The 23,926-nt window shown below is 69.9% G+C and carries 29 protein-coding genes; 8 read left to right on the plus strand and 21 right to left on the minus strand.

Translation table 11 applies throughout. The annotated features are described in order from the left end of the window. Positions 1 to 84: 84 nt before the first annotated feature. Positions 85 to 558 carry a hypothetical protein gene (locus tag RTL41_RS15050; protein ID WP_312165847.1) on the plus strand — a complete coding sequence of 158 codons (474 nt, stop codon included), beginning with the start codon at positions 85 to 87 and terminating at the stop codon, positions 556 to 558. On the opposite strand, the gene RTL41_RS15055 is transcribed toward RTL41_RS15050, so the two are convergent. The 8 genes from RTL41_RS15055 to RTL41_RS15090 all read right to left on the minus strand — a co-directional run bounded on the left by RTL41_RS15055 (position 555) and on the right by RTL41_RS15090 (position 7,532). Then, entirely contained in the window at positions 555 to 1,079 is a 525-nt protein-coding gene (locus tag RTL41_RS15055; RefSeq protein WP_312165848.1) for a GNAT family N-acetyltransferase, read from the minus strand. The two genes, RTL41_RS15050 and RTL41_RS15055, sit on opposite strands and share 4 nt — an antisense overlap. Next, complete coding sequence (locus RTL41_RS15060) at positions 1,076 to 1,756, minus strand: dienelactone hydrolase family protein (RefSeq protein WP_312165849.1); 681 nt, start codon at positions 1,754 to 1,756, stop codon at positions 1,076 to 1,078. Before RTL41_RS15060 ends, RTL41_RS15055 begins: the two co-directional genes overlap by 4 nt. 4 nt (positions 1,757 to 1,760) lie before the next feature. Further along, positions 1,761 to 2,429, minus strand: coding sequence for a dienelactone hydrolase family protein (locus RTL41_RS15065; protein WP_312165850.1), 669 nt, complete (start codon positions 2,427 to 2,429; stop codon positions 1,761 to 1,763). 245 nt (positions 2,430 to 2,674) lie between these two features. Further along, on the minus strand, positions 2,675 to 3,772 hold the full coding sequence (gene ychF, locus RTL41_RS15070; protein ID WP_312165851.1) for a redox-regulated ATPase YchF: 1,098 nt from the start codon (positions 3,770 to 3,772) through the stop codon (positions 2,675 to 2,677). Positions 3,773 to 4,003: 231 nt separating this feature from the next. Beyond that, entirely contained in the window at positions 4,004 to 4,615 is a 612-nt protein-coding gene (gene pth / locus RTL41_RS15075) for an aminoacyl-tRNA hydrolase (RefSeq protein WP_312165852.1), read from the minus strand. A gap of 30 nt (positions 4,616 to 4,645) precedes the next feature. Continuing rightward, a complete protein-coding gene (locus tag RTL41_RS15080; protein ID WP_312165853.1) occupies positions 4,646 to 5,254 on the minus strand; it encodes a 50S ribosomal protein L25/general stress protein Ctc in 609 nt (202 codons plus the stop codon). A 125-nt stretch (positions 5,255 to 5,379) separates the two neighbouring features. Next, complete coding sequence (locus RTL41_RS15085; protein WP_312165854.1) at positions 5,380 to 6,333, minus strand: hypothetical protein; 954 nt, start codon at positions 6,331 to 6,333, stop codon at positions 5,380 to 5,382. A 263-nt stretch (positions 6,334 to 6,596) separates the two neighbouring features. Further along, on the minus strand, positions 6,597 to 7,532 hold the full coding sequence (locus RTL41_RS15090; protein ID WP_312165855.1) for a ribose-phosphate pyrophosphokinase: 936 nt from the start codon (positions 7,530 to 7,532) through the stop codon (positions 6,597 to 6,599). Between the two features lie 158 nt (positions 7,533 to 7,690). On the opposite strand from RTL41_RS15090, the gene RTL41_RS15095 reads away from it, so the two are divergent. After that, the gene (locus RTL41_RS15095; protein ID WP_312165856.1) at positions 7,691 to 8,767 is read left to right on the plus strand and encodes an ionic transporter y4hA; all 1,077 of its coding nucleotides are present in this window, start codon (positions 7,691 to 7,693) and stop codon (positions 8,765 to 8,767) included. A gap of 159 nt (positions 8,768 to 8,926) precedes the next feature. On the opposite strand, the gene pgeF is transcribed toward RTL41_RS15095, so the two are convergent. From pgeF to lgt, 3 genes are read right to left on the minus strand one after another with little or no spacing between them, the layout of a single operon-like run. Then, on the minus strand, positions 8,927 to 9,700 hold the full coding sequence (pgeF, locus tag RTL41_RS15100; protein WP_312165857.1) for a peptidoglycan editing factor PgeF: 774 nt from the start codon (positions 9,698 to 9,700) through the stop codon (positions 8,927 to 8,929). Continuing rightward, positions 9,697 to 10,752 carry a class I SAM-dependent methyltransferase gene (locus tag RTL41_RS15105; RefSeq protein WP_312165859.1) on the minus strand — a complete coding sequence of 352 codons (1,056 nt, stop codon included), beginning with the start codon at positions 10,750 to 10,752 and terminating at the stop codon, positions 9,697 to 9,699. The genes pgeF and RTL41_RS15105 overlap by 4 nt, the downstream gene beginning before the upstream one ends. Beyond that, the gene (lgt, locus tag RTL41_RS15110) at positions 10,749 to 11,600 is read right to left on the minus strand and encodes a prolipoprotein diacylglyceryl transferase (protein ID WP_312165860.1); all 852 of its coding nucleotides are present in this window, start codon (positions 11,598 to 11,600) and stop codon (positions 10,749 to 10,751) included. Before lgt ends, RTL41_RS15105 begins: the two co-directional genes overlap by 4 nt. 83 nt (positions 11,601 to 11,683) lie before the next feature. On the opposite strand from lgt, the gene RTL41_RS15115 reads away from it, so the two are divergent. From RTL41_RS15115 to proC, 3 genes are all read left to right on the plus strand, one after another. Beyond that, the gene (locus RTL41_RS15115; RefSeq protein WP_056016404.1) at positions 11,684 to 11,929 is read left to right on the plus strand and encodes an accessory factor UbiK family protein; all 246 of its coding nucleotides are present in this window, start codon (positions 11,684 to 11,686) and stop codon (positions 11,927 to 11,929) included. A gap of 142 nt (positions 11,930 to 12,071) precedes the next feature. Then, positions 12,072 to 12,575, plus strand: coding sequence for a YbjN domain-containing protein (locus tag RTL41_RS15120; RefSeq protein WP_312165861.1), 504 nt, complete (start codon positions 12,072 to 12,074; stop codon positions 12,573 to 12,575). Positions 12,576 to 12,584: 9 nt separating this feature from the next. Beyond that, a complete protein-coding gene (gene proC, locus RTL41_RS15125; protein WP_312165862.1) occupies positions 12,585 to 13,379 on the plus strand; it encodes a pyrroline-5-carboxylate reductase in 795 nt (264 codons plus the stop codon). A 91-nt stretch (positions 13,380 to 13,470) separates the two neighbouring features. Here the strand turns inward: proC and RTL41_RS15130 are convergent, their stop codons facing one another. The 4 genes from RTL41_RS15130 to RTL41_RS15145 all read right to left on the minus strand — a co-directional run bounded on the left by RTL41_RS15130 (position 13,471) and on the right by RTL41_RS15145 (position 16,605). Beyond that, positions 13,471 to 13,893: a DUF2147 domain-containing protein gene (locus RTL41_RS15130; RefSeq protein WP_312165863.1), complete on the minus strand. Its 423-nt coding sequence runs from the start codon at positions 13,891 to 13,893 to the stop codon at positions 13,471 to 13,473. Positions 13,894 to 13,944: 51 nt separating this feature from the next. Continuing rightward, positions 13,945 to 15,255 (minus strand): ATP-binding protein, encoded by a 1,311-nt coding sequence (locus RTL41_RS15135; protein ID WP_312165982.1) that lies wholly within the window; start codon positions 15,253 to 15,255, stop codon positions 13,945 to 13,947. Between the two features lie 166 nt (positions 15,256 to 15,421). Further along, positions 15,422 to 16,129: a response regulator transcription factor gene (locus tag RTL41_RS15140; RefSeq protein ID WP_312165865.1), complete on the minus strand. Its 708-nt coding sequence runs from the start codon at positions 16,127 to 16,129 to the stop codon at positions 15,422 to 15,424. Continuing rightward, positions 16,129 to 16,605, minus strand: coding sequence for a MarR family transcriptional regulator (locus RTL41_RS15145; protein WP_312165866.1), 477 nt, complete (start codon positions 16,603 to 16,605; stop codon positions 16,129 to 16,131). The genes RTL41_RS15140 and RTL41_RS15145 overlap by 1 nt, the downstream gene beginning before the upstream one ends. 81 nt (positions 16,606 to 16,686) lie before the next feature. Between RTL41_RS15145 and RTL41_RS15150 the strand changes: the two genes are divergently transcribed. Next, complete coding sequence (locus RTL41_RS15150; RefSeq protein WP_312165867.1) at positions 16,687 to 17,574, plus strand: branched-chain amino acid aminotransferase; 888 nt, start codon at positions 16,687 to 16,689, stop codon at positions 17,572 to 17,574. Positions 17,575 to 17,869: 295 nt separating this feature from the next. Here the strand turns inward: RTL41_RS15150 and RTL41_RS15155 are convergent, their stop codons facing one another. From RTL41_RS15155 to RTL41_RS15170, 4 genes are all read right to left on the minus strand, one after another. Next, complete coding sequence (locus RTL41_RS15155; RefSeq protein WP_312165868.1) at positions 17,870 to 18,268, minus strand: hypothetical protein; 399 nt, start codon at positions 18,266 to 18,268, stop codon at positions 17,870 to 17,872. Positions 18,269 to 18,360: 92 nt separating this feature from the next. After that, entirely contained in the window at positions 18,361 to 18,837 is a 477-nt protein-coding gene (locus RTL41_RS15160) for a hypothetical protein (RefSeq protein WP_312165869.1), read from the minus strand. Then, positions 18,837 to 19,184, minus strand: a complete 348-nt coding sequence (gene folB, locus RTL41_RS15165) for a dihydroneopterin aldolase (RefSeq protein ID WP_312165983.1) — start codon at positions 19,182 to 19,184, stop codon at positions 18,837 to 18,839. Before folB ends, RTL41_RS15160 begins: the two co-directional genes overlap by 1 nt. Before the next feature lie 96 nt (positions 19,185 to 19,280). Then, positions 19,281 to 20,015: an SDR family oxidoreductase gene (locus RTL41_RS15170; RefSeq protein ID WP_312165870.1), complete on the minus strand. Its 735-nt coding sequence runs from the start codon at positions 20,013 to 20,015 to the stop codon at positions 19,281 to 19,283. A 231-nt stretch (positions 20,016 to 20,246) separates the two neighbouring features. Here RTL41_RS15170 and RTL41_RS15175 point away from each other — a divergent pair, with 231 nt between their 5' ends. Next, the gene (locus RTL41_RS15175) at positions 20,247 to 20,555 is read left to right on the plus strand and encodes a hypothetical protein (protein WP_312165871.1); all 309 of its coding nucleotides are present in this window, start codon (positions 20,247 to 20,249) and stop codon (positions 20,553 to 20,555) included. Positions 20,556 to 20,558: 3 nt separating this feature from the next. Here RTL41_RS15175 and RTL41_RS15180 read toward each other — a convergent pair whose 3' ends face one another. Both RTL41_RS15180 and RTL41_RS15185 read right to left on the minus strand, forming a co-directional pair. Beyond that, entirely contained in the window at positions 20,559 to 21,332 is a 774-nt protein-coding gene (locus tag RTL41_RS15180; protein WP_312165872.1) for a slipin family protein, read from the minus strand. Further along, a complete protein-coding gene (locus RTL41_RS15185; protein WP_312165874.1) occupies positions 21,332 to 22,738 on the minus strand; it encodes a nodulation protein NfeD in 1,407 nt (468 codons plus the stop codon). The genes RTL41_RS15180 and RTL41_RS15185 overlap by 1 nt, the downstream gene beginning before the upstream one ends. A gap of 113 nt (positions 22,739 to 22,851) precedes the next feature. Here RTL41_RS15185 and RTL41_RS15190 point away from each other — a divergent pair, with 113 nt between their 5' ends. Then, on the plus strand, positions 22,852 to 23,802 hold the full coding sequence (locus RTL41_RS15190; protein ID WP_312165876.1) for an SMP-30/gluconolactonase/LRE family protein: 951 nt from the start codon (positions 22,852 to 22,854) through the stop codon (positions 23,800 to 23,802). Positions 23,803 to 23,926 lie beyond the last annotated feature (124 nt).

Consider the following 23,926-nt stretch of genomic DNA (forward strand, 5'->3'; position numbering starts at 1 on the left):
CAACCGGCCTAAACGGACGGTCCGGGGCGGGAATGGGGTCATGGGGCCTTACCCCTGCCGCATCGATCGCCTAAGTCGAAGGCCATGAGCTTCATCAAGCCCTGGCGAGATTTCCGGCGGATGCAGGACGTGGCGGTCGGCGCGGCGGCGCTGATCTATGCGGGCGCGGTGCTCAACGCCTTCCAGGTGCTGCCGGGCGGGACGGCGCTGATCGCCCAGCGCACGCTGATCTGGCCGGGGGTGTTCCTGTTCCTCTCGCTGGCCACGCCGCTGCTGGTGCCGCCGCTGAAGAAGCGGCTGGCGCGCTATGTCTGGCTGAGCTTCCAGGCGGGCTTCGGCCAGACGCCGATCTCGGTGCTGACCGGGGTGGGGCTGCTCGCGGCGGCGGCGCTGTTCATCTACTGGCAGGTCTGGGCGGTGGCGCACGGCGGCCGCTATCCGGCCGGGGTGTTCTCGGGCTATGGCGCGGGCATTGGCATCCTGGCGGCCCAGGCGGTGCTGGTGCGGGCGCTGGAGACGGTGCCGGAGGTCAGGGAGCAGATCGAGGAGCGCCCCTAGAGCCGTCCCGACCAGGGACCGTTCACTTCGGCGCGCAGGTCGAGCCGCAGGCGCAGGGTCGGCAGGCCGTCCTCGTCCAGCTCCTCGCCGACCGGGGAGAAGCCCAGCTTTTCCAGGATGCGCCACGAGGCGCGGTTCTCCGGGGCGATGGTGGCGTCGACGGTGTCGGGCGAGCAATTGGCCAGCAGCGCCTGGGCCGCCTCGGTGGCGTAGCCGCGGCCCCAATAGGCGCGGGCGAAGCCGTAGATCAGTTCCAGGCGGTTGCGGTGGGGTGTCGGGATCAGGCCGATCCAGCCGATCAGGACGTTGCTCTCGCGCAGCACCACGCCGCGGCTGCCGACCTCGCTCATCCGCAGGCTGGCGGCGGCGTTGGTGATCCAGAGCGCGGTGGCGGCCCGGCTGAGCGGCACGCCGTCGCCGACGTGCGCCATCACCTGCGGGTCGGCGGCGATGGCGCCGAGCGCATCGAGATCGGTCTCCGCCAGGGGGCGGAGCCGCAGCCTGGAGGTCTCTAGGATCACGCCGAGCTGCGGCCTCCACCGTTGTTGGCGAACAGGGCCAGGGTCCGCAGGCGGGCGAGCCGGGCGCTGTCGGCGTCGTAGTCGGCCCGCCGGTCGGAGACGAAGCCGTGGCCGGCCGGATAGAGATGGATCGGGACGTCGGGATGGCGCTGGCCGATCTCCTCGACCTTGTCGAGGGGGATGGAGGCGTCGGTCTTGCCGAAGTGCAGGATGATCGGAACCCTGGGCGTCTCGTCCTTCAGCTCGCTGATCCGGCGGCCATAGAAGCTGGCGGCGGCCGAGAGGCCGGTGCAGCGGCAGGCCGCCAGCCAGGTCGCCGCCCCGCCCCAGCAGAAGCCGGTGACGAAGACCGGAGCCTTGAGGGCGTCGATGGCGGCCTGGGCGTCGCCGGCCACCTGGTCCCAGGGCGTGGCCTGCGAATATTCCACGCCCTTGGCGATGGCCTCCTGGCTGTAGTCGGCCTGGAAGCCCGGCTCCAGCCGGTCGTAGAACGAGGGCGCGATGGTTTCATAGCCCTCGGCGGCGAAGGCGTCGGCCAGCTCGCGGATGTGGTCGGTGACCCCGAAGATCTCCTGGATCAGCAACAGGCCCCCGCGGCGGGCGTCGGTCGGCCTGGCGTGGTAGGCGCCGAGCTCGAAGCCGTCGAAGGCGCTCGTCAGGGTGATCTGCTCGCCCATGCTCTTACGCGTTCTCGAACAGTTCGCGGGTGCGGGCGCGGGCGAGGTCGGCGGCTTCCTCGTTGTAGCGCTCGGGGCTCTCGTTGTTGAAGCCGTGGCCGGCGCCTTCATAGATGTAGACCGGCACGTCGGGATGGTGCTCGTGCACCGCCTTCTCGACCTCCTCGGCGTGGATGCCGGGATCGGTGTGGCCCAGGTGGATGATGGTCGGGCACAGCGGCTTCAGGGCCGCATTGGCCTGGACCAGGCTGCCGTAGTAGCTGGAGGCGGCGGCCAGGCCCGGCAGCTTGCCGGCGGCCAGCCAGGTCAGGGAGCCGCCGTAGCAGTAGCCGACCACGAAGACCTTGCCGCGCTCGGCCAGGAAGTCGCGGCAGGCGGCGATGTCGCCCAGGGCCTGCTCCAGCGGCGTGCCGCGCGCATGGGCGACGCCGGCGGTCAGGCCCTCGGGATCGTGCTCGGCGGTGAAGCCCCGCTCGCGGCGGTCGTAGAGGGCCGGGGCGATGGCCTCGTAGCCCGCCTTGGCCCAGCGCTCGACGTCGGCGCGGACATGCCGGTCGATGCCGAAGATCTCCTGGATCACGATCACCCCGCCCTTGCGCGGCGTGAAGGGCTGCTCGTGATAGGCCGAAAACTCGAAGCCGTCCGCGCCCCGAAGGGTGATGGTCTCGCCCATGCGTTTCTCCCGTCCTGTTAGACGCGAGCTAAGCAGAGAACCACAGCCGGGGCGATGGCGACGGCGCGAAAAGATGCTCCCCCGGAGGGCAGGGCGATCGCAGATGCGCCTCGTCTTGAACCCGTCTCCCGCGATCGCCGGCAGGACTCGGCGTCTATGGATGGCTGGGCGCCCCGGCCATGACGAACCATAGGCGGAAATTCATAGGCGATCGCCCTGCCGCAGAGGGGGGCGCCTACGCCTTCTCAGACGTTGAAGCGGAAGTTCATCACGTCGCCGTCCTTGACGACGTATTCCTTGCCCTCGGCCCGCAGCTTGCCCGCGTCGCGGGCCCCGGCCTCGCCCTTGAGGTTCACATAGTCCTCGTAGGCGATGGTTTCGGCGCGGATGAAGCCCTTCTCGAAGTCGGTGTGGATGACGCCGGCCGCCTGCGGGGCGGTGTCGCCCTTGTGGATGGTCCAGGCGCGGGCTTCCTTGGGGCCGACGGTGAAGTAGGTCTGCAGGCCCAGCAGGTGGTAGGCCTCGCGGATCAGCTTGTTGAGGCCGGGCTCGGTGAGGCCGAGGGTCTCCAGGAACTCGGTGCGCTCGGTTTCGTCGAGCAGGGCGATCTCGCTCTCGATCTGGGCGGAGATCACCACATGGTCGGCGCCGTCGCGCTTGGCGCGCTCGGCGACCTGGTTCGACAGGTCGTTGCCGGTGGCGGCGGAGGCCTCGTCGACATTGGAGACGTAGAGGGCGGGCTTGGAGGTCAGGAGCTGCAGCATCCGCCAGGCCTTGTCGTCCTCGGCCGAGACCACGGCCTTGCGGGCCGGGCGGCCGGCGTTCAGCTCGGTCAGGGCGAGCTGGACCAGGCGCAGGGTCTGGGCGCTCTCCTTGTCGCCGGTCTTGGCGCGCTTCTCGAGGTTGGCGACCCGCTTCTCCAGGCTTTCGAGGTCGGCCAGCATCAGCTCGGTCTCGATGGTCTCGAGGTCGGCCAGCGGATCGATCCGGCCCTCGACGTGGGTGATGTCGTCGTCGATGAAGCAGCGGGCCACGAAGGCCACGGCGTCGCAGTCGCGGATGTTGGCCAGGAACTGGTTGCCCAGGCCCTCGCCCTTGGAGGCGCCGCGCACCAGGCCGGCGATGTCGACGAAGTTCATCCGGGCCGGAATGATCTCCTTGGACGGGATGACCGCGGCCAGGGCGTTCAGGCGCGGCTCGGGCACGGCCACGTCGCCGGTGTTCGGCTCGATGGTGCAGAACGGATAGTTGGCGGCCTGGGCCGCGGCCGTCTGGGTGAGCGCGTTGAAGAGGGTCGACTTGCCGACGTTGGGCAGGCCGACGATCGCGACTTTGAGAGCCATGGGAAGAGCTGTTCCTGAAATTCGAGCGCGCGACCTAGCACGTTAGGCCGTTTGGCCCAAGGGGCGTGGTCCGGCGGGGCCGAGCTCGGCCGCGTAGGCGCGCCGGGGATCCATACGCGCCTGGGATCGCCGGCGGAGCTCGGCCTTATGGATGGCCGGGCGGCCCGGCCGTGACGAACCATTGGGGGAGCCATATGCGATACGCCTCCCTCATGGGGAAGGCGACGCCGATCAGGCGCGGCCGCGTGGCACGTCGCTCTTGTCGGCAGGGGCCAGGCGCATGACTTCGGTCTGGTACTTCTCGTCCTCGCCCGCGGCCAGCAGGGGGGTGGCGTCGGCGAGGGCGCGCAAGAGCGCCTCGACCCAGGCCTGGTCGACCTTGTGGAAGTCCGAGAGCACGTGGCCCTGGACGCGGTCCTTGTGGCCGGGGTGGCCGACGCCCAGGCGGGCGCGGCGGAAGTCGGGGCCGATATGGGCGGTGAGCGAGCGCACGCCGTTGTTGCCGGCCGCGCCGCCGCCGGTCTTCATCCGGAAACGGCCGGGCGCCATGTCGATCTCGTCATAGAAGAGGACAAGGTCGGCGGGCTTCAGCTTGTAGAACTTGAGCGCCTCGGAAACGGCGCGGCCGCTTTCGTTGTAATAGGTCTGCGGCTTGAGGATCAGGGTGCGGACGGGGCCGCTGGGCGTCTCGATCTCCCCCTCGCGGACGAGGGAGGAGAAACGAGAGCGTTCGGGACCGAAGCGCCAGCGGCGCGCGATCTCGTCGACGGCCATGAAGCCGATATTGTGCCGGTTGCCCGCATAGCGGGCTCCCGGATTGCCCTGGCCGGCCAGGACGAGCATTCGCTGCTCCCCGAGCCGGCTGGAAGGGGCTTAGGCTTCGGCTTCGGCGGCGGCTTCTTCGGCGGCTTCCGACGCCGAGGCCGACGAGCCGGCCACGGTGGCGACGACGAAGTCGCGGTCCATGGCGGCTTCAACGCCCTTGGGCAGGTCGAAGGCCGAGATGCGGATGGTGTCGCCGATTTCCAGGCCGGTCAGGTCGAAGACCAGCTCTTCCGGGATGGCGTCGGCGTGGCACTGCAGCTCGACGTCGTGACGCACCACGTTCAGCGTGCCGCCCTTCTTCAGGCCCGGCGAGGCTTCGTGATTCTTGAAGTGCACCGGCACGGCGATCTTGATCGTCTGGTGCGCGTCGACGCGGTACAGGTCGAAGTGGACCGGCTCGTCGGTCACCGGATGCAGGTCGACCGCCTTGGCGATGACCGGCTGGGTTTCCTTGCCGTGCTTCAGGGTCACCAGGTGGCCCAGCAGCTTGCCGGTGTAGAGCGCCTTGCGGAACTCGTTCGACTTGACCGTGATGGCCACGGGATCCTTGTCACCGCCGTACAGCACGCCGGGGACCAGGCCCTCGCGACGGGCGGCGCGCGCACCGCCGGTTCCAATGCGCTCGCGGAGTTCAACGTTCAGGATGATATCGGCCATGGCCTCGCCTCAAAACGAAGCCGCCGCGCGAAGACCCGCGCGGCGACGGAACGACCCGTTAGGGCCGAAAGGTGCGCGTAGATACACAAAACCCCCGCCCGTGGCAACGGGCTGGGAAAAGGTTTCTAGCCCTTCTTAGCCGGCTTCTTCGCCGCAGGCTTCTTGGCGGGGGGAGCGGGCTTGTAGCTGGCGTTCTCGCGCACGGTCGGCACGAAGCGCGGTTCGAAGGGCTCGGGCTGGCCCGAAGCCTTGATGACGCAGCGGGCGGTGTCCATCATCGCGTGCTGGCCCAGGCAGAAGACGTCCTCGTAGTGCGGCTTGGACACCGCCAGGCACTGATAGAGGTTCAGCTTGGCCATGTTGGCGCAGGAGGTGACGTTCGGCTCGACCATCAGGGCGTCGAGCGTCGCCACGTTCGCATCGCTGGCGTGGCCGAGCACGCCCAGGGCGGCGATGGCCAGGCTGCGAATCACCACCGGGGTGAAGGGCGGGTTGGCCGCGGTGGCGGTGACGCCGAGCGGCTGGGCGCCGCTGATCGCCTGCTGCAGGCGAGTGGTCTGGGCGATGTCGCCGACCAGCGGCGTCGCGCCCAGCAGCTTGGCCTGGGACAGGCGCGCCTCGCGTCCGGCGACGTCGGCCTTGGACCAGGACTGCTTCTGAACGTCGTAGGCGGCCTGCTTCACGGTCTTGCCGGCCTGGTAGAACTTGTTCCCGTCCTCGCCGAGGGCGGCGATCACGGCGCCGGCGCCGCTGGACGAGCCGGAGATGCCGACCACATAGGCCGGGTCCTTCATGATCTCGAAGGCGATCTGCTGGCGCTGGGCGGCGGTGCCGGAATATTGCCGCACGCCGGCGACGAAGGTCGGGTCCTGCAGGGCGACGATGGCCCCGTAGGCGATGGCGCCTTGCAGGAACTGCTTGGGCTCATAGGCGGCGGCGACCTTCAGGCCCTCGGCGATCATCTGGCCGTCGACGAAGGCCGGCGAGATCGCGGCCGCCTTGTCCATATAGTAGCGGTAGGCGGCGGCCTGCTCGATGAGCTTGGGCGGCAGGCTGGCGGACGGGGCCGGCGGCTCCACCGGCTTGGGCGGCGGAGGCTCGGCGCAAGAAGCCAGAATTGTGGCGATTGCGATAGCGGCGGCCGTCAGGCCTACGCGAGAAGCCGATATCATCCAGAGCCTTCCCCAAGAAAATCAGGCGTCGGAACCTAGCCCCGACAGCGGGCGAGAATGTGACCGCGAGGGGTTAACGGGGCTTAACCAAACTTGGCCTTGGGGCGTCCGGGAAGCTCCGTGCCGGTCATATTGACGTGAGCAGGGCGGCCCGGGCCGCCCTGAACGCCTTAGTCGAACAGCTTTGAGACCGACTCTTCGTTGGCGATGCGGCGGATCGCCTCGCCGAGCAGCTTGTCGCAGCTCACATAGCGGATCTTGCCGCCGTCGCCGGCCCGCTCGGGCGCGGGAATCGAATCGGTCATGACCAGCTCCTTGAGCACCGAGCCGTTGACCCGCTCGACCGCCGCGCCGGACATGACGCCGTGGGTCACATAGGCCGAGACCTCGGTGGCGCCGGCGTCGATCAGCGCCTGGGCCGCGTTGCAGAGGGTGCCGCCGCCGTCGATCATGTCGTCGAAGAGGATGCAGCGGCGGCCGTCGACGTCGCCGATGACGTTGGCGACTTCGCTCTTGCCCGGGCCCGAGCGGCGCTTGTCGACGATGGCCAGCTCGGCGTTGAGGCGCGAGGCCACCGCCAGGGCGCGGACCACGCCGCCGACGTCGGGCGAGACGATCATGATCTCGGCCGGCTTCTCGTAGTTTTCCTTGATGTCCGTCGCCAGCAGCGGCGCGGAGATCAGGTTGTCGGTCGGGATGTCGAAGAAGCCCTGGATCTGGCCCGAGTGCAGATCCATGGTCAGGACCCGGTCGGCGCCGGCCCGCTCGATCAGGTTGGCGACCAGCTTGGCCGAGATCGGGGTGCGGCCCCCGGTCTTGCGGTCCTGACGGGCGTAGCCGAAGTAGGGCATCACCGCGGTGATCCGCTTGGCCGAGGCGCGTTTCAGCGCGTCGATGCAGACCAGCAGCTCCATCAGGTTGTCGTTGGCGGGATAGTTGGTCGACTGAAGGATGAAGACGTCCTCGCCGCGGACGTTCTCGTCGATGGTCACCCAGACCTCGTTGTCGGCGAAGCGCTTGACCTGCGCGCGGGTGAGGGGGAGGTCGAGGCGTGAGGCAACAGCCTCCGCCAGCGCGCGGTTGGAGTTGCCGGCCAGCAGCTTCATCGGTCCCCCAGGGGCAGGTGTCGGTATTTGCGCGGCTTTTATCAGGCGCGGCCCAGGGAGCAAGGCCCCAGAACACCGCAGGGCGATATCGCATAACAATATCGCGGGTCGGGCCAGTTCGTCTCGCGACACGGCCGCGCTTGGTTTACGGTGCGCGCATGCCTCAAATCGGACTCCCGGCCTGGACATGGCTCGCACCCATCATCGGCTCGCTGCTGCTTCTCGGCGCAAAGCTCGGCGGGCCTTATGACATAGCGCTGGCGGCCGGCCTGGTCGCCTGCGTGCTGGCCGCGGTGCACCACGCCGAAGTCGTGGCCCACAAGATCGGCGAACCCTACGGCACCCTGGTGCTGGCCGTCGCGGTGACGGTGATCGAGGTCTCGCTGATCGTCTCGCTGATGCTGTCCAGCGGCCCCTCGGGCGCGGGACTGGCGCGCGACACGGTGTTCGCCGCGATCATGATCATCCTGAACGGCCTGGTCGGGCTCTGCCTGCTGCTGGGCGGGGCGCGCCACCTGGAGCAGCGCTACGGCCAGGCCGGGGTCAGCGCCGCGCTGGCCACCCTGGCGGCCCTGGCGGTCCTGACCCTGGTGCTGCCCAACTACACGACCAGCACGCCCGGACCCGTCTATTCCAACAGCCAACTGGCCTTCGTCGGGCTGGTGGCGCTGGTGCTCTACGGCACCTTCGTGCTGGTGCAGACCATGCGCCACCGCGACTACTTCCTGCCGAGCGGCGCGGCCGCCCATGACGAGGACGTGCACGCCGCGCCGCCGACCGCCCTGGCGGCCTGGCTCAGCCTGGGCCTGCTGGTGGTGGCGCTGGTGGCCGTGGTGCTGCTGGCCAAGGCGCTGGCCCCGACGCTGGAGGCCGCGGTCGCCAACGCCGGCGCGCCCAAGGCGGTGGTCGGGGTGATCATCGCGGCCCTGGTGCTGGCCCCCGAGAGCCTGGCGGCGGTGCGCGCGGCGCGGGCCGACCGGCTGCAGACCAGCCTCAACCTGGCGCTGGGCTCGGCCCTGGCCTCGATCGGCCTGACCATCCCGGTGGTGGCCGTGGTGTCGCTGGTCATGGGCTGGCCGCTGTCGCTGGGCCTCGACGCCAAGGCGATGGTGCTGCTGATGCTGACCCTGATCGTCACGACCCTGTCGCTGGGCACCGGGCGGACCACGGTGCTGCAGGGCGCGGTGCACCTGGTGATCTTCGCGGTCTACCTGTTCACGACGATCGTGCCGTAGCGAAGGCGTCATCCCGGTTTCGGCATAGCCGAAGACCGGGCCCCCTCGTCGCCTGATCGTGAAGATGGCGCGCGGCCGAGAGCTTTCCTGACCCATCTGGTGTTCATGGGTCCCGGTCTTGCTTCGCAAACCGGGATGACATCCGGGGGTCGGGGCAGGTCAGGTCAGGGCGATGGCCGAGAGCAGGCGGCCGAAGTCCGGCTCGCCGCGCTTGAAGGCGCGGCGGTTGGAGAAGAACGGCGCCTCCTCGGCGCAGGTGTCGCGGCCCAGCCATTCGCAGGTCCCGACGCCGGCCTGGCGCAGGCGGTGCAGGACGTAGCCGGGCAGGTCGAACATCGCCTTGTCGGGCGTCTCCCCGGGAATGAAGAACTCGACGTTCTCGGGGGCCTGGGCGGCGAAGGCCTCAAGGAATTCCATCCCGACCTCGTAGGAGGCCTGGGCGATGCAGGGGCCGACGACGGCGACGATGTCGGCCGGGCGGGCGCCCAGTTCGCGCATGGTCGCCACCGTGGCGCCGACGACGCCGCCGAGCGCGCCCTTCCAGCCGGCATGGGCGGCGGCGACCACGCCGGCCCTGGGATCGGCGAACAGGATCGGGGCGCAGTCGGCGGCCAGGGCGCCGCAGGCCAGGCCCGGGCGGTTGGCGACCACGCCGTCGGCCTGGGGCCGCTCGCCGTTCCAGGGGGCCTCGGCGACCAGGGCCGTGGCCGAGTGGATCTGGTAGCAGGTGTTGAGCGCGCCCTCGGGCAGGCCGAAGTGGGCGGCGGCGCGGCGGCGGTTCTCGATCACGTCCTCGGCCGCGTCATGCGAGCCGCGGCCGACGTTCAGGCTCGCATAGACGCCGGTGGAGACCCCGCCCTGGCGGGTGAAGAAGGCGTGGCGGACGCCCGCCAGGTCGAGCAGCGGGGAGGTCAGGACGGGCAGGTCGGTCACGGAAGGCTCTCGAAGGCCGGCGGCTCGAAGCCTGCCGAATGGATGCAGGCGGCCTTGAAGAGGTCGCCCATCTGATCGGGGGAGACCAGGCGTTCGAGCTGGCGCTCGATGAGGTCGCCGAGGTCGGGGCGGGCGTTGGCCAGGGCCTCGGCGCGGGCGCCGATCCCGAGCCGCACCAGCAGTTCGCCCTGGGTCAGGATCTGCGGCGTCTGCGCGCCCTGGGCGCTGGCCGCGGCGAGGACGGCGGGGAAGTCGGCATGGACGGTGAGGTCGGCCTCGCCCGGATTGGCCAGCGGGCTTTCCTTGCGGTGGCGGCGCAGGGCCTGGAGGGTGTCGCCGAAGCCGGGGATCGCGCGGCCATAGTCGATCAGCAGGGCCGCGCCGGTGTCGGCGACGATGCGGGCGGCGAGCGCGTCGCCCAGCGCCGCCTGGGCCGCGGAGTGTTCGAGGATCGCGCCGACCGGGGCCGGCCGCTCCACGGCGGGCGCGCCGGCCAGGCCGAAGGCGAGGGCGCCGGCGTCGTCGAGGCCGACCATCCGCTCGGCCCAGCCCTTTTCGGTGCGCACGAACTGGCGGGCGGGCAGGCAGTCGAGCAGTTCGTTGGCGATCAGGATCAGCGGCGCGCCGGCGGGGACCTCGTCCAGGGCGGCGGCCCAGGAGACATGGTCGCCGAGGGTCTGGCGCTGGCGGTCGCGCAGGGGCTGGGAGACCTCGACCAGCCAGACGTCGGCGGCCTCGCTGAACTCGGGCGAGAGGCGCGCGGCGCGCAGCAGGTCGCTCATCAGCGTGCCGTCGCCGGGGCCCATCTCGACCAGCCGGAACTGCGCCGGGCGGCCCAGGCGGGTCCAGGTCTCCACCGCCCAGAGGCCGAGCAACTCGCCGAACATCTGGCTGACCAGCGGGGCGGTGATGAAGTCGCCGGCCTCGCCGAGCGCCGGACGCGTAGCGTAGTAGCCGAAGTCCGGGTCGTGCAGGCAGGCGTGCATGTACTGGGCGACGCTCATCGGCCCGCTGGCCCGGATCTGGGCCGTCAGGCGATCGCGCAGGCTCATGGACTCTCGGTCTTGGCTTGGGCCGGGGGCGGGGCCTCGAGCGCCAGCGGCTCGCGCAGGCCGCGCCAGATCAGGAACAGGCCGAAGACGACCATCGGCGCCGACAGCATCATCCCCATGGTCAGGCCGAACGGGAACGCGTCCAGATAGCGGTCCGGCTCGCGGAAGTTCTCCACGAAGGTGCGGAAGATCGCATAGCCCAGGAAGAACATGCCGGCGACGACGCCGCGCCGTTGCAGCAGCTTGGCGTGGTGGGTGGCCCAGCGCAGGACCAGGAACAGCACGATCCCCTCCAGCGCCGCTTCGTAGAGCTGGCTGGGATGGCGGGGGGTGACGCCGTCGGCGGCGGGGAAGATCACCGCCCAGGGGACGTTGGCGGGGCGGCCCCAGAGCTCGCCGTTGATGAAGTTGGCGATGCGGCCGAAGAACAGCCCGATCGGCACGCAGGCGGCCACCGCGTCGCCCAGCCGGAAGACGTCGATCCTGTTGCGCCAGGCAAAGCCGAGAATCGCGATGAGCACGCCGATGACGCCGCCGTGGAAGCTCATGCCGCCTTCCCAGACCCGCACGATCTGCAGCGGGTCCTGGACGATGATCGAGGGCGTATAGAAGAAGACGTGGCCCAGCCGGCCGCCGAGGATGATGCCCAGGGTGATCCAGAGGATGATGTCGTCGACCTGCGAAATGGTCGCCGGGGCCCCGCGCGGGCCCCACAGCGCCTGATTCTTCATCAGGCCCGCGACATAGCGCCACCCCAGCAGTATGCCGGCCACATAGGCCAGGGCGTACCAGCGTATTGCGAAAGGCCCGATCTGGACGAGGACTGGATCGAAATCGGGGAAGGGCAAGGCTGGCGTCTCCGAATGCTTCGCCCCCAGGGTTTAGACGAGAAGGTCTTCGCTTTCATCCCCCGGCGGGCCATATAGGGCCCATGCAGACCCAGAACCCTTTCCTGGACGAGTTCGCCAAGCTGACCAACGCCGCCATGGGCCTGGCCCAGACGGCGGGAGACGAGGCCAAGGCCGCGTTCCGCGCCCAGGCCGACCGCTTCGTGGCCGACTTCGATCTCGTCCGCCGCGACGATCTCGATGCGCTGAAGGCCGAGATCGCCGCCCTGCGCGCCGAAGTGGCCGAGTTGAAGGCGGCTGCGCCCAAAAAGGCGGCCAAGAAAGACTAGGTCCAGATACACGCGAATGTGGCTCGCCCGGAGAAAGAAACCCGGTGACGCGAGGGCCGCGAAGCAGCTTACTTTGATGATCGCAGGCGATTCGATGGCCGGCCCGGCCGTGGACGCCCTCTGCGAAAGGACCGCTGGTCTAATGGATACCTCCCAGCCTGACGAAGACGTCCTGGTCACGCTCGACCCGCTCGACGTGGTCGAGCATGTGCTGACAGCCGAGAACCTGCAGTTCGACCGTACGGAAGACGGCGACCTGGCCTTCGCGCTGACCGGCGACTGGAAGGACTACGAGCTGTGGTTCGCCTGGCGGCCGGAAGCCGACTGCCTGCAACTGTGCCTGTCGGTGGACCTCAAGGCCTCGGCCGAACAGAAGGCGGCGGCCTATGAGCTGATATCGACCCTCAACCAGCGCGTCTGGCTGGGCCACTTCGAGGTATGGGACGACGGCGAGATCATCTTCCGCCACTCGATGGCGCTGATGACCGGCGAGCGTCCGAGCCTGGCCCAGGCGGCGGCGATGATCGACGTGGCGATGGAGGCGGCCGACCGCTTCTATCCGGCGTTCGACTTCCTGGTGCGCGGGTCGAAGTCGGCGGCCGACGCCGTGGCGGCCTGCATGTTCGAGACCGTCGGCGAAGCTTAAGGACCCATCATGACGCCGATCCTGATGCTGGGCGCCGGCCGCATGGGCGGGGCGCTGATCGAGGGTTGGCGCGCGGCGGGGGCCTTCGCGGCCTCCGACCTGATCATCCGCGAGCCCTTCGCCAATCCGGCCCTGGATGCGGCGGGCGCGGCCGGCGCGATGGTCAATCCGCCCGACGGCGAGCTGGCGCGGGCCAGGACCGTGCTGCTGGCGGTCAAGCCGCAGGTCTGGCGGCAGGTGGCCGATGAGGTTTCCGCACATCTGGCGCCCGACGCGGTGATCGTCTCGATCGCGGCTGGCGTGCGCGCGGCCGACATCTCCCAGGCGTTCGGCGGCCGGGCCGTGGCCCGGGTCATGCCGACGACGGCGGTGGCGGTCCGCCAGGGCACGGCCAGCATCCACGCCGCCGATCCGCAGGCCAAGGCGCGGGCCCATGCGCTGTTCGCGCCGGTCGGGACGGTGGTGGACATCGCCGACGAGGAACTGATGCACGCGGCGACCGGGGTGTCGGGCTCGGCCCCGGCCTATCTCTACGCCTTCGTCGAAGCGCTGGAGGCCGCGGGTGTGGCCGCCGGCCTGCCGCCGGCCGATTCGGCCCGGCTGGCCCGCTCGACCATCGCGGGAGCCGCGGCCCTGATGGCCGCCGGCGGCGAGGAGCCGGCCGAGCTGCGCAAGCAGGTCACCTCGCCGGGCGGCACCACCCAGGCGGCGCTGGACGTGCTGCTGGGCGAGGGCGGGTTCCCGGAGCTGTTGCGCGAGGCGGTGGCGTCGGCGACGCGGCGTTCGAAGGAACTGGGCGGGTAGGCCTGCCCTTCCTTCAGGGGCAGGGCGATCGCATAGGGCGGAGACCGCCTGGATGCTCCCCCGCTGGGGGAGCAACTATAGGGGGCCGGGGCTAGCTTGCGCGCTTCCAGGTCTGGGCCTGGCAGACGACGGCGACGCAGCCTTCGACCTTCAGGGTGCCGTCGGGATTGGCGCTCATCTTCGAGCCGTAGGTCTTGCCGGAATTGGGATCGTAGATCTTGCCGCCCGTCCACTTGCCCGGGCCGGCCGGCTTGAAGTCGCGGATCATCAGCATGCCCATGACCGGGCGGTCGCGCAGGGACGCGTCGGGATTGTTGGCGTCCTTGGCCCCGGCGGTCTGCAGCCAGGCGATCTGGCCGCACATCCTGGCCTTGTCGGCGGCGCAGGGGGCGACCTTGACCTTGGCGGTTCCGGACTGGACCAGCCACAGCCCTTCGACCGGGTCGGCGGCCAGGGCGGGCGTGGCGAGGGCGGCGGCGAGGACCGTCGCGGCGGCGAGGCGGGCGATCAGCATCGGAAGCTCTCCTGGAGGTCGCGTGCGAGGCGGGAGACTGAAGGAACGCCGCTATCTGGGCAATCGCACAATCGCCCGCAGGCCGCCGAGCGGCGAGCGGTCGAGGACGATGTCGCCGCCGTGGCTGCGGGCCACGTCGCGGGCGATGGCCAGGCCCAGGCCCACGCCCTTCTCGTTCTGGTTCCGGGATTCGTCGAGGCGGTTGAACGCCTTGAAGGCGTCCTCGTAGCGGTCCTGGGGGATGCCGGGGCCGTCGTCGTCGACGATGATCTCGACGCCGCCGGAGGGGCGCTGGGCGGCCATCACCTCGACCGTCTCGCCGTGGGCGGCGGCGTTCATCACCAGGTTGGAGAGCGCGCGCTTCAGCGCATTGGGCCGGACGGCGGCCATCAGGTCGGGATCGGCGGCGACCCGCACCTGGGCCCCGGCGCGAATGGCGCCCTCGCTGACCTCCTCGATCAGGTCCTTGAGGTGGATGCTCTCGACCGCCTCGCCGCCCTCGCCGCGGGCGAAGGCGAGGTATTCGTCGATCATGTGCTCCATCTCGGCCAGGTCGCGCTTCATCTCGCCGGTGCGGGGGCCGGGCTCGGCGAGGGCGAGCTCCAGCTTCAACCGGGTCAGGGGCGTGCGCAGGTCATGGCTGACGCTGGCCAGCAGGGCGGTGCGCTGGTCGATATGGCGCTGGATGCGCGACTTCATGGCCAGGAAGGCCTGGGCGGCCTGGCGCACCTCGCGCGCGCCGCTGGGCTTGAAGGCCGGGGCGTCGACCCCCTTGCCGAAGGCGTCGGCGGCGCTGGCCAGGCGCTCGATGGTGCGGGTCTGGTTGCGGATGAACAGGATGGCGATGGCGGTCAGCAGGATCGTGGCCATGGCCAGCCACAGCACGAAGATGTGGCCCTGGGTGGCGAAGGCGCGGTCGCGCGGGGCCAGGATGCGGATGACGCCCTGGTCGACCTTCACCCGGATGTCGACATAGGCGGGGTAGCGGGTGGTGTCGAACCAGTAGGGGACGTCCAGCCGCTGGTTCAGGGCGCGGTCGATGGCCCGGTCGACCACGGCGAAGGCGTTGGTGCGCCGGCCCTGCGGCAGCTCGCGGCCCGGCTGCAGGGCGATGGAGAGGTTGAGCGACTTCTCGGCCCGGTCGGCGATGGTGGCCATGGTCTGGGCGCTGGGCTCGTCCTGGTAGCTCTCGACCGCCCAGGCGACCTCGCCGGCCAGGCCGTCGGAGAGGCGGCTGGTGACCGTCTGCCAGTGGGCGTCGAAGAAGATCCAGGTGACCGCGATCTGCATCAGCGCCACCGGCAGGACGATGATCAGCAGCGAGCGGCCGAACAGCGAGGTCGGCAGGCTGCGCTTGATCATCCGCTGCACGAGGCGCGGTTCGAGCCGGCGGGGGAGTTTCACCAGGTTTCCTCCCCTGCGGCGCGGGGGCGCGCGACTGGGCCCGGAACGGGCGGCCGCCCCTTCCACCATCCTGCGGATGGTCCCCCTCCCCCGTGAACGGGGGAGGAAAAGACGGCGCTGGCCATCAGTCGGGGGCCAGCAGGTAGCCGACGCCGCGGACGGTCTGGAGGTAGCGCGGGGTCTTGGGGTCGTTCTCGATCTTGCGGCGGAGGCGGGTCACCTGGACGTCGACGGCGCGGCCGGACGGGTCGACCGTCTCGCGCGCCAGCTCCAGGCGGTCGACCGGCTCGTGCGGGCTGCGGGCCAGGCGCTTGAGCAGGGCGACCTCGGCCTCGGTCAGGCGAACCGGAACGCCGTCGCGGCTGAGCTCGCCGCGCTCCAGGTCGAACTTGCAGACGCCCAGCGACAGGCTGCCGTTGCCCGCGCCGGCGGGGCGCTGGTCGGCGCGGCGCAGGATCGCCTCGATGCGCAGCAGCAGCTCCTCGGGCTCGAAGGGCTTGGCCAGGTAGTCGTCGGCGCCGAGCTTCAGGCCCTCGATGCGGTCTTCGGCCAGGCCGCGGGCGGTGAGCATCAGCACCGGCGTGCGGCCGGCCGCGCCCTTGCGCTCGCGCAGCCAGCGGGTCAGCGAGAAGCCGTCCTCGCCCGGCATCATCACGTCGAAGACGGCCAGGTCGAAATCGATGGTCTCGATCAGCTTGCGCGCCGCCGCCCCGCCGGGCGCCGAGGTCACGCGGAAGCCGTGCCGGGTCAGGTACTGCTTGAGCAGGTCGCGGATGCGATCGTCGTCGTCGACCACCAGCAGGTGACGTTCGGCAGTCTCCACCGCGGCCATCAGGCGCCTCCGCTCTTCATCCGCCCGCCGGCCAGGGCCGACAGGATGCGCCTGGCGCCGGCGACGCCGTCCAGGCCGCCCACCCGATAGGACCGGGCGAGCTGGGCGCGCAAGCGTTCTGACACGCGCTCCTCGAAGGCGGCGCCGGCCTGGGTGAGGCTGGCGGCCCGGCGGCGGCCGTCGAGATCGCCGGCGATCTTCTCGACCAGGCCCTTGGCCTCGAGGTCAGCGATGATGCGGCTGGCGGCCTGTTTGGAGAGGCTGGTCAGGTGGGCCAGCTCCTGCACGCCCACCCCCGGCCGGCGCTTGAGCAGAAAGGCCGCGCGCCAGTGGGAGCGGCCCAGGCCGAGCGCCTTTTCGGCCTCCAGGCCCGCATCGACGCCGGCCCAGAGGGCTGCCTCGGCGAGCAGCAACATCTCGAGGCCGCCGTCCAGTTCCTCGTCGCGCAGGATGAGCCTTGGATCGGCTGCGGCCATTACACTCTGAAACCCATTTTGTTTGACGCGGGGGGCAAGGAAGTCTGTAAGGGGGCCTGATTGAAAGGAGGACTTTCCCTCATGTCTTTAGCGCCCTTTGACGATCGCGACGGATGGATCTGGCTGGACGGCCAGTTCGTGCCCTGGCGCGAGGCCAAGGTGCACGTATTGACCCACGGCCTCCACTACGCCTCGGCGGTGTTCGAAGGCGAGCGGATGTATGGGGGAGAGATCTACAAGCTGACCGAGCATACCGAGCGTCTGTTCAAGTCGGCCGAGATCCTGGATTTCGAAATCCCGTTCACGGTGGCCGAGATCGACCAGGCCTGCAAGGACACCTGCGCCAAGAACGGCCTGACCGACGCCTATATCCGTCCGATCGCCTGGCGCGGTTCGGAGATGATCGGCGTGTCGGCGCAGAACACCAAGGTCCACGTCGCCATCGCGGTGTGGGACTGGCCGAGCTATTTCAGCCCGGAAGAACGCGCCAAGGGCATCCGCCTGACCTGGGCCAAGTACAAGCGCCCGTCGCCGGAGACCGAGCCGGTCCACGCCAAGGCCACCGGCCTCTACATGATCTGCACCATCTCCAAGCACGCCGCCGAGAAGGCCGGCTACACCGACGCGATGATGCTCGACTACCGCGGCTACATCGCCGAGAGCACCGGCTCGAACGTGTTCTTCGTCAAGGACGGGGCGCTGCACACCCCGACCCCGGACTGCTTCCTGAACGGGATCACCCGCCAGTCGGTGATCGCGCTGGCCAAGGCCAAGGGCGTCGAGGTGATCGAGCGTCACATCAAGCCGGAGGAGCTGGCCGACTTCACCGAGTGCTTCGTGGTCGGCACCGCCGCCGAGGTGACCCCGGTGGGCGAGATCGGCGAATACCGGTTCACGCCCGGCAAGCTCTCGCTCGGCCTGGCCGACGACTACGCCCGCATGGTGCGCCGCCAGCCCGTGCCGGCCTAAGCCACGGCCCCGGACATGAAGACGCCGCCCGGAGCGATCCGGGCGGCGTTTTTCGTTTCAAGGGACGGGATGGGGGGATCCGCCCTCCAGCCGTGGCCTGGGTCGTCGCCCGCGCTCCCCCGCAGCAGCGCCAGACTCAGATCAGCTACGAACCCCCCCGCGCCGTCGCCCCCCTTGGCGTCGACGAGGGCCGATGCTGCCAAAGCGTCGGGAGGGGGTCTAGTGCCGGGGCGCAACAGAGGGCGCGCGGCGCGCTCCGCGCCGCCCTTTCGGGCGGACGGCGCGGAGACTGCCGTCAAATCAACCAGGTATTGGGACGGGGATAGGCTTCCCCTTGCGAAAGGTAGACCAGGCCGACGACGCAGCGGACGGCGAACCAGACCGCGACCGCGCCCCACAGGAAGAGGAACAGCAGCAGGAACGGGATGCCGATCAGCACGAGCGAGAGCACGGCGCTGACGCCGATGAGGATGGCGAGCGCCACGAAGATCGCCAGCCCGATCCAGAAGGTGCGGATCAGGAACGCATAGTGCGTCCTCATGCGCGGCCCGGCCCTGTCGTGGTTCATGTGGGCGATCACCAATCCGACCAGGATGGTGAGGCCGTTGACCAGGCCAAGCAGGTAGAGGCCGTAGACCACTGCCGGCAAGGTTCGGTCTTCGGTCGCCACGATGGTGGTTTCGGTTTGGCTCAATTCAGTCTCCTGGGTGAAGGATCTGAACGAAATGTGGCCTCGTTCCGCGCGAATGCTAGCTTAATTCGCATTCATGTCGCCTCGGCGACGGCTCAGCGGGGCCTGGGCTGCAGCCACGGCAGGATCGCGGCGCCGAGGATGACCACGAACACCAGGCGCGCGGCCAGGGCCACGCCCAGCAGCCAGGCGCCGGCGATGCCGGCCGCCAGCAGCACCGCGACCGCGCCCAGCCCCATCAGTCCCATGATCCAGAGCACCGCCTCGGCGTTGGCCGAGGGGCGGCGGATCGGCCGATCGGGGACGGCGGCCGAGAGGGCGGCGAGAAACGCCTCGAAGGTCTCGGCCTGGCCCTGGGGCCGCAGCATGTCGCCATAGGTCAGGGCCGGGATGGTCAGGCGGCGGCGCTGGAACTGCAGCACCGCGCCCCGGCCGACCCGGGTGACGCTGCGCAGTTCGGCCAGCGGAAAGCGGCGCTCGCGGCCCGTGCGGCGCTCGACGATGGCGGACTTCTCGAGCGTCCAGACGGTCTCGCCCTGCAGCGGCGACAGGCGCGCGGCGTAGGAGACCATCAGCCCCGGACGACGGTGATCTCGACCCCGGCCGCCGCGGCGTGCGGCGCCAGCGCCTGGGGTTTCTCGACCCGGACCCGGGCGCGCATCACCCGCGGGTCGGCGAGGCAGGCGCGGGCCAGGCGCTCGGCGAAGTCCTCGACGAGCTGGATGTGGCCCTCGGCGGCGATCGCACGGGCGGATTCGCCAATGGTCTCGTAGTTGACGGTGTCGGCCAGGCGGGTGGCGCCGGCGGTCGGCACGTCGAGTTCGACGTCGACGACGAGCGGCTGGGCCTTGCCCTTCTCGTGGGCGTAGACGCCGATCTGCGCCTCGACCTTCAGGCCGGTCACGAAGACCTTGGTCATGACCACGCGGCCCTGCGGCTCGGGCGAGGCGGCCTCGGGCGAATTGTCCTGCAGCGATGGGAGAACCAAGTGCGCTCCGTTCCAGGGAGAAGCGGCTCAGGCCAGATGCTGGCCAGCGTCGACGGCGATCATCTGGCCCGTCACTGACCTTGCGTCAATGAGGTAGCGCAGCGCATGGCCGATCTCGACCGGATCGACCGGATGCTTGAGCAGGGTCGCGGCGACCTCGTCGTCGAAATCGGCGCCCTGCTGGTGGATCGAGGGCAGGGTCGGGCCTGGGCCGATGCCGTTGACGCGGATGCGCGGGGCGAGCGCCTGGGCCAGCATCTGGGTGGCGGCCCACAGCGCGCTCTTGGACAGCGAATAGCTGAAGAAGTCGGGGGCGGGGGCGAACACCCGCTGGTCGAGGATGTTGACGATCTGGCCGGTGCGGCCGGCGGGCAGGCGACGGGCGAAGGCCTGGGCCAGGACCAGGGGCGCGCGCAGGTTGGTCTCCAGGTGGGCGTCCCAGGAGGCGCGGTTCATGCTGGCGAAGGCGTCGTTCTCGAACACCGAGGCGCAGTTGACCAGCAGGGTCACCGGGCCGAGCTCGCTCTCGGCGGCGCCGACCAGGGGCGCGGTGGCGCCCTCGTCGCGCAGGTCGCAGGCGTGGAGGGAGGCCTTGCGGCCGCGGGCCCGGACGTCGGCCGCGGCGGCCTCGGCGTCGTCGTCTATGGCGCGGACGTGGATGGCCACGTCGAAACCGGCGTCGGCGGCGGCCTGGGTCAGCACCCTGCCGATCCTGCGCGAACCCCCGGTGACGAGGGCCGCGCCGCGCGCGGTGTCAGCCAACGAGCCGCCTTAGTCGAGCCGGCCGAACTCGAAATAGTTCAGCGCGCCGATGACGACGATGAAGGCGAGGATGGTCAGGATCGCGGTCATGAAAATAGCTCCGGCGTTGCGTGATCGGCTTTAGAGCGGGCGCGGGGCGTTCGCAAGGGCAAGGGAACCCGAAGGCGCTTTTGAGCCTTTGCTTTAGCGGGGCGTCGCCCTGGGGCTTCGCCCGACGGCAGGAGCATCTAGATGATCAAAGACCAGGAGTCCTTCGAGGCGGCCCTGCAGCGGGTGGCGGACCTTCTGGAACACCCCCCGGCGCATGGCACGCAGGAAGATCAGGAGTTCTTCCAGTTGCTGCACGACATCGAGGTCTTTCATCCGACCGCGCTGACCGCGCCGCCGGATTCGAACTTCGCCCAGCTTGGCCGCGACGCGAAGGCGCTGATGACGCGCGCCAACGACTTCCAGGCCCAGCGCGAGGCGCGCCAGAAACGGGAAAAGTGGATGACCTTCCCCGAGGACGGCGAGGGCATCGGGCCGACCACAGGGGTCTGAGGCTCAGCGCGTCCTGGGAGGCTTTGCCGGGCCCAATCCGGTCAGCACGGATTTGAGGTCCAGCGGAACCGGGAACACGATCGTGTTGCTGCGGTCGTTGGCGATGACCGACAGCGCGCTGAGATAGCGCAGTTGCATGGCCTCGGGCTTCCTGCCGAGCGTCATGGCGGCCTCGTAGAGCTTCTGGGCGGCCTGGGCCTCGCCCTCGGCGCTGATCACCTTGGCGCGGCGATCACGCTCGGCCTCGGCCTGACGGGCGATGACCCGGATCATGCTTTCGTCGATGTCGACGTGCTTGATCTCGACATTGGCCACCTTGACGCCCCAGGCGTCGGTCTGGGCGTCGAGTATCTCCTGGATGTCATTGTTGAGCTTGTCGCGCTCGGCCAGCATCTCGTCGAGATCGTGTTTGCCGAGCACCGAGCGCAGGGTGGTCTGGGCGAGCTGGCTGGTGGCCTGCATGTAGTTCTCGACCTGGATGGTGGCGCGCTCGGGGTCGACGACCCGGAGATAGATCACGGCGTTGACCTTCACCGAGACGTTGTCGCGCGAGATCACGTCCTGGGCCGGCACGTCGAACACCATGGTCCGCAGGTCGACCCGCACCATCTGCTGCACGAAGGGGATCAGGAAGATCAGGCCGGGTCCCTTGACGCCGCTGAAGCGGCCCAGGGTGAACACGACGCCCCGAACGTATTCGCGCAGGATCTTGATGGCGGCGGCCAGCAGGGCCAGCAGCAGCACGATGAAAGGGGCGTAGGCGATCAGGCCGAACATCAGGAGATCCCTTCGTCTGTGGGGGGTGCGGCGTTCTCGTCGGGCGAGACGGTGAGCGTCAGGCCGTCGACGCCGAGCGTGCGGACCCGTTCGCCAGGCTTGAGCGGCGTCGAGGAGACGGCGCGCCAGCGCTCGCCATGCGCGAAGACGAACCCCTGGCGGCCGCTCCAGGCCTGGACGACCCCGGGGGCTCCGATCATGGCCTCGCGGCCGCTGACTATCGCGCGGCGGCGGGCGGAGAAGGCTTCGCGCATGACCAGCAGCGCAAAGGCAAGGCCGGCGGCGGCGAGGCTGGCGACCAAGGGGAAGGAGACGCGCAGGCCGGGGGCGTCGGTGTCGATCAGGATCATCGCCCCGACCAGGAACGCCGCCGCCCCGCCGAGGCCGAGGGCGCCGAAGGAGGGAGCGAACGCCTCGGCGGTCATCAGCCCTATGCCCAGCAGGACCAGAGCCAGGCCCGCATAGTTCACCGGCAGCACCGCCAGGGCGTAGAGGCCGATCATCAGGCAGATCGCGCCGATCGTTCCGGGATAGAGCGAGCCCGGATTCATGAACTCGAAGAGCAGGCCGTAGACGCCGATCATCATCAGGATGAGGGCGACGTTGGGATTGGCGATGGCGCCCAGCAGCTCATGACGCCAGCCGGGGCGCAGATGCTCGACGGCCAGCGCCTTGGTGTCGAGCGCGACCTGGGCGCCGGCGACGTTGATCATCCGACCGTCGGCCTGGGCCAGGGCGTCGGGGATGTCACGGGCCACGATGTCGATCACCCCGGCGGCCAGGGCGTCGGCGGCGTCCAGGCTGGCGGCCTCGCGGGCGGCGCGTTCGGCCCAGTCGGCGTTGCGTCCGCGCAGGTGGGCGAGGCCGCGGATATAGGCCGCCGCGTCGTTGACCGCCTTGGCCTCCATCGCCCCGCGCCCGGCTTCGGGCGCGGCCTTGTCCTTGGGTTGGCCGCCCGCCGGCTCCACGCCAGGGACGGCGCCGATCTCCACCGGCGTCGCCGCCCCGAGATTGGTGCCGGGCGCCATCGCCGCGACGTGGCTGGCGTAGACGATATAGGTCCCGGCGCTGGCCGCTCGCGCCCCGCCGGGGGCGACATAGGCCAGCACCGGGACCGGCGAGGCGATGATCTCGCGGATGATCTGGCGCATCGAGGCGTCGAGCCCGCCGGGGGTGTCGATGCGCAGGACGATGATCTGCGCGCCGCGCGCCTTGGCCTGGGCCATGCCTTGGCGCAGATAGTCGGCGCTCGCCGGGCCGATCGCGCCGTCGATATGCAGCACGAGCGCCGCCCGGGCGTCCCGGGAGGGTGCGGACGCCGCCGCCATGGCCATGCCGAGCGCTATCAGCAATCCGCAGACCAACCCCAGCAGCTTGCGACTGGCGGCGCCCCCAGAAGAGGTCATCCGGCTTGGGGTCATGGGTTTGAGTTTACACCCTTGGGCGACGCCGGACCACTTGCCGACCGATGCTCTCGCGGGCCAAGGTCGCGGCAACGATAAGACTGCGAGGAAACGCCATGCCGCCATCGTCCATCGCGCCGGGCGACCTGACCAAGGTCGCCGTGGGGATCGACCGGCCCGAGGACGTGGTCGTCGGCCCGGATGGCCGGGTGTTCGCCTCCGACCACCAGTGCGCGGTGGCCGAGATCCTTCCCGACGGGTCGTTCCAGCGGATGGGGCCGAAGGGCGGCGCGCCGAACGGGATCAACATGGACCGCCAGGGGCGGGTGCTGATCGCCAACTTCGGGATCTACGACCGCGAGGACGGGCCGCTGCAGCGGTTCGACCCGGCCACGGGCGTGCACGAAACCCTGCTGACCGAAGTCGACGGGCGGCGGCTGACCAGCGCCAACTATCCGGTGGTCGACCGGGCCGGGAACATCTGGTGCGCCAACTCCACCCACGCCGAGACCTGGCCGCAGGCGCTGGACGGGCGCACCGACGGCTTCATCTTCGTGCTGCGGCCGGACGGCTCCAGCCAGGTGGTGGCCGAGGGGCTGAAGTTCCCGAACGGCATGGCGCTGTCGGCGGACGAGCGCTACCTGTTCTGCGCCCAGACCAGCGGGGCGGACGTGCTGCGGTTCCCGATCCACGCGGGCGGCGAACTGGGGGCGGGCGGCCGCTACGGCCCGGTGCTGGGCAAGCTGCAGGGCCAGGGCGAGGCGGCGATCGACCCCAACGACCTTGGCTATACGGACGGGATCGGCCTGGACGCCGAGGGGAACCTCTGGGTCTGCCTGCCGGCCGCCAACAAGGTGGTGGCGATCACGCCGGAGCTGGAGGTCGTGACGGTGATCCACGACCCCTCGGGCGAGGTGGTGAACCATCCCACCAACGTCACCTGGGGCGGCCCGGACCTGAAGGACCTTTACATCGGCTCGATCCGCGCCGGTTATGTGCTGAAAGGCCGTAGCCCGGTTGCGGGACAGCCCCACGTACACCAATTGGAGGGGCGGCTTTCCACCTGACCTGGGCGGGTTGTGAAGGTTGCCTCTTCCACAGTGATCAATGATCACTAAAATGCTTGTTTGAAGCCGTCGGGGGATCTCGTCGGCGCGCCAAAAATCCAACGAACGCCTCCGGGAGGACGTC

Origin of the sequence: Phenylobacterium sp., from assembly GCF_031984885.1 — a bacterium.
In the GTDB taxonomy this organism is placed as follows: Bacteria; Pseudomonadota; Alphaproteobacteria; order Caulobacterales; family Caulobacteraceae; genus Phenylobacterium.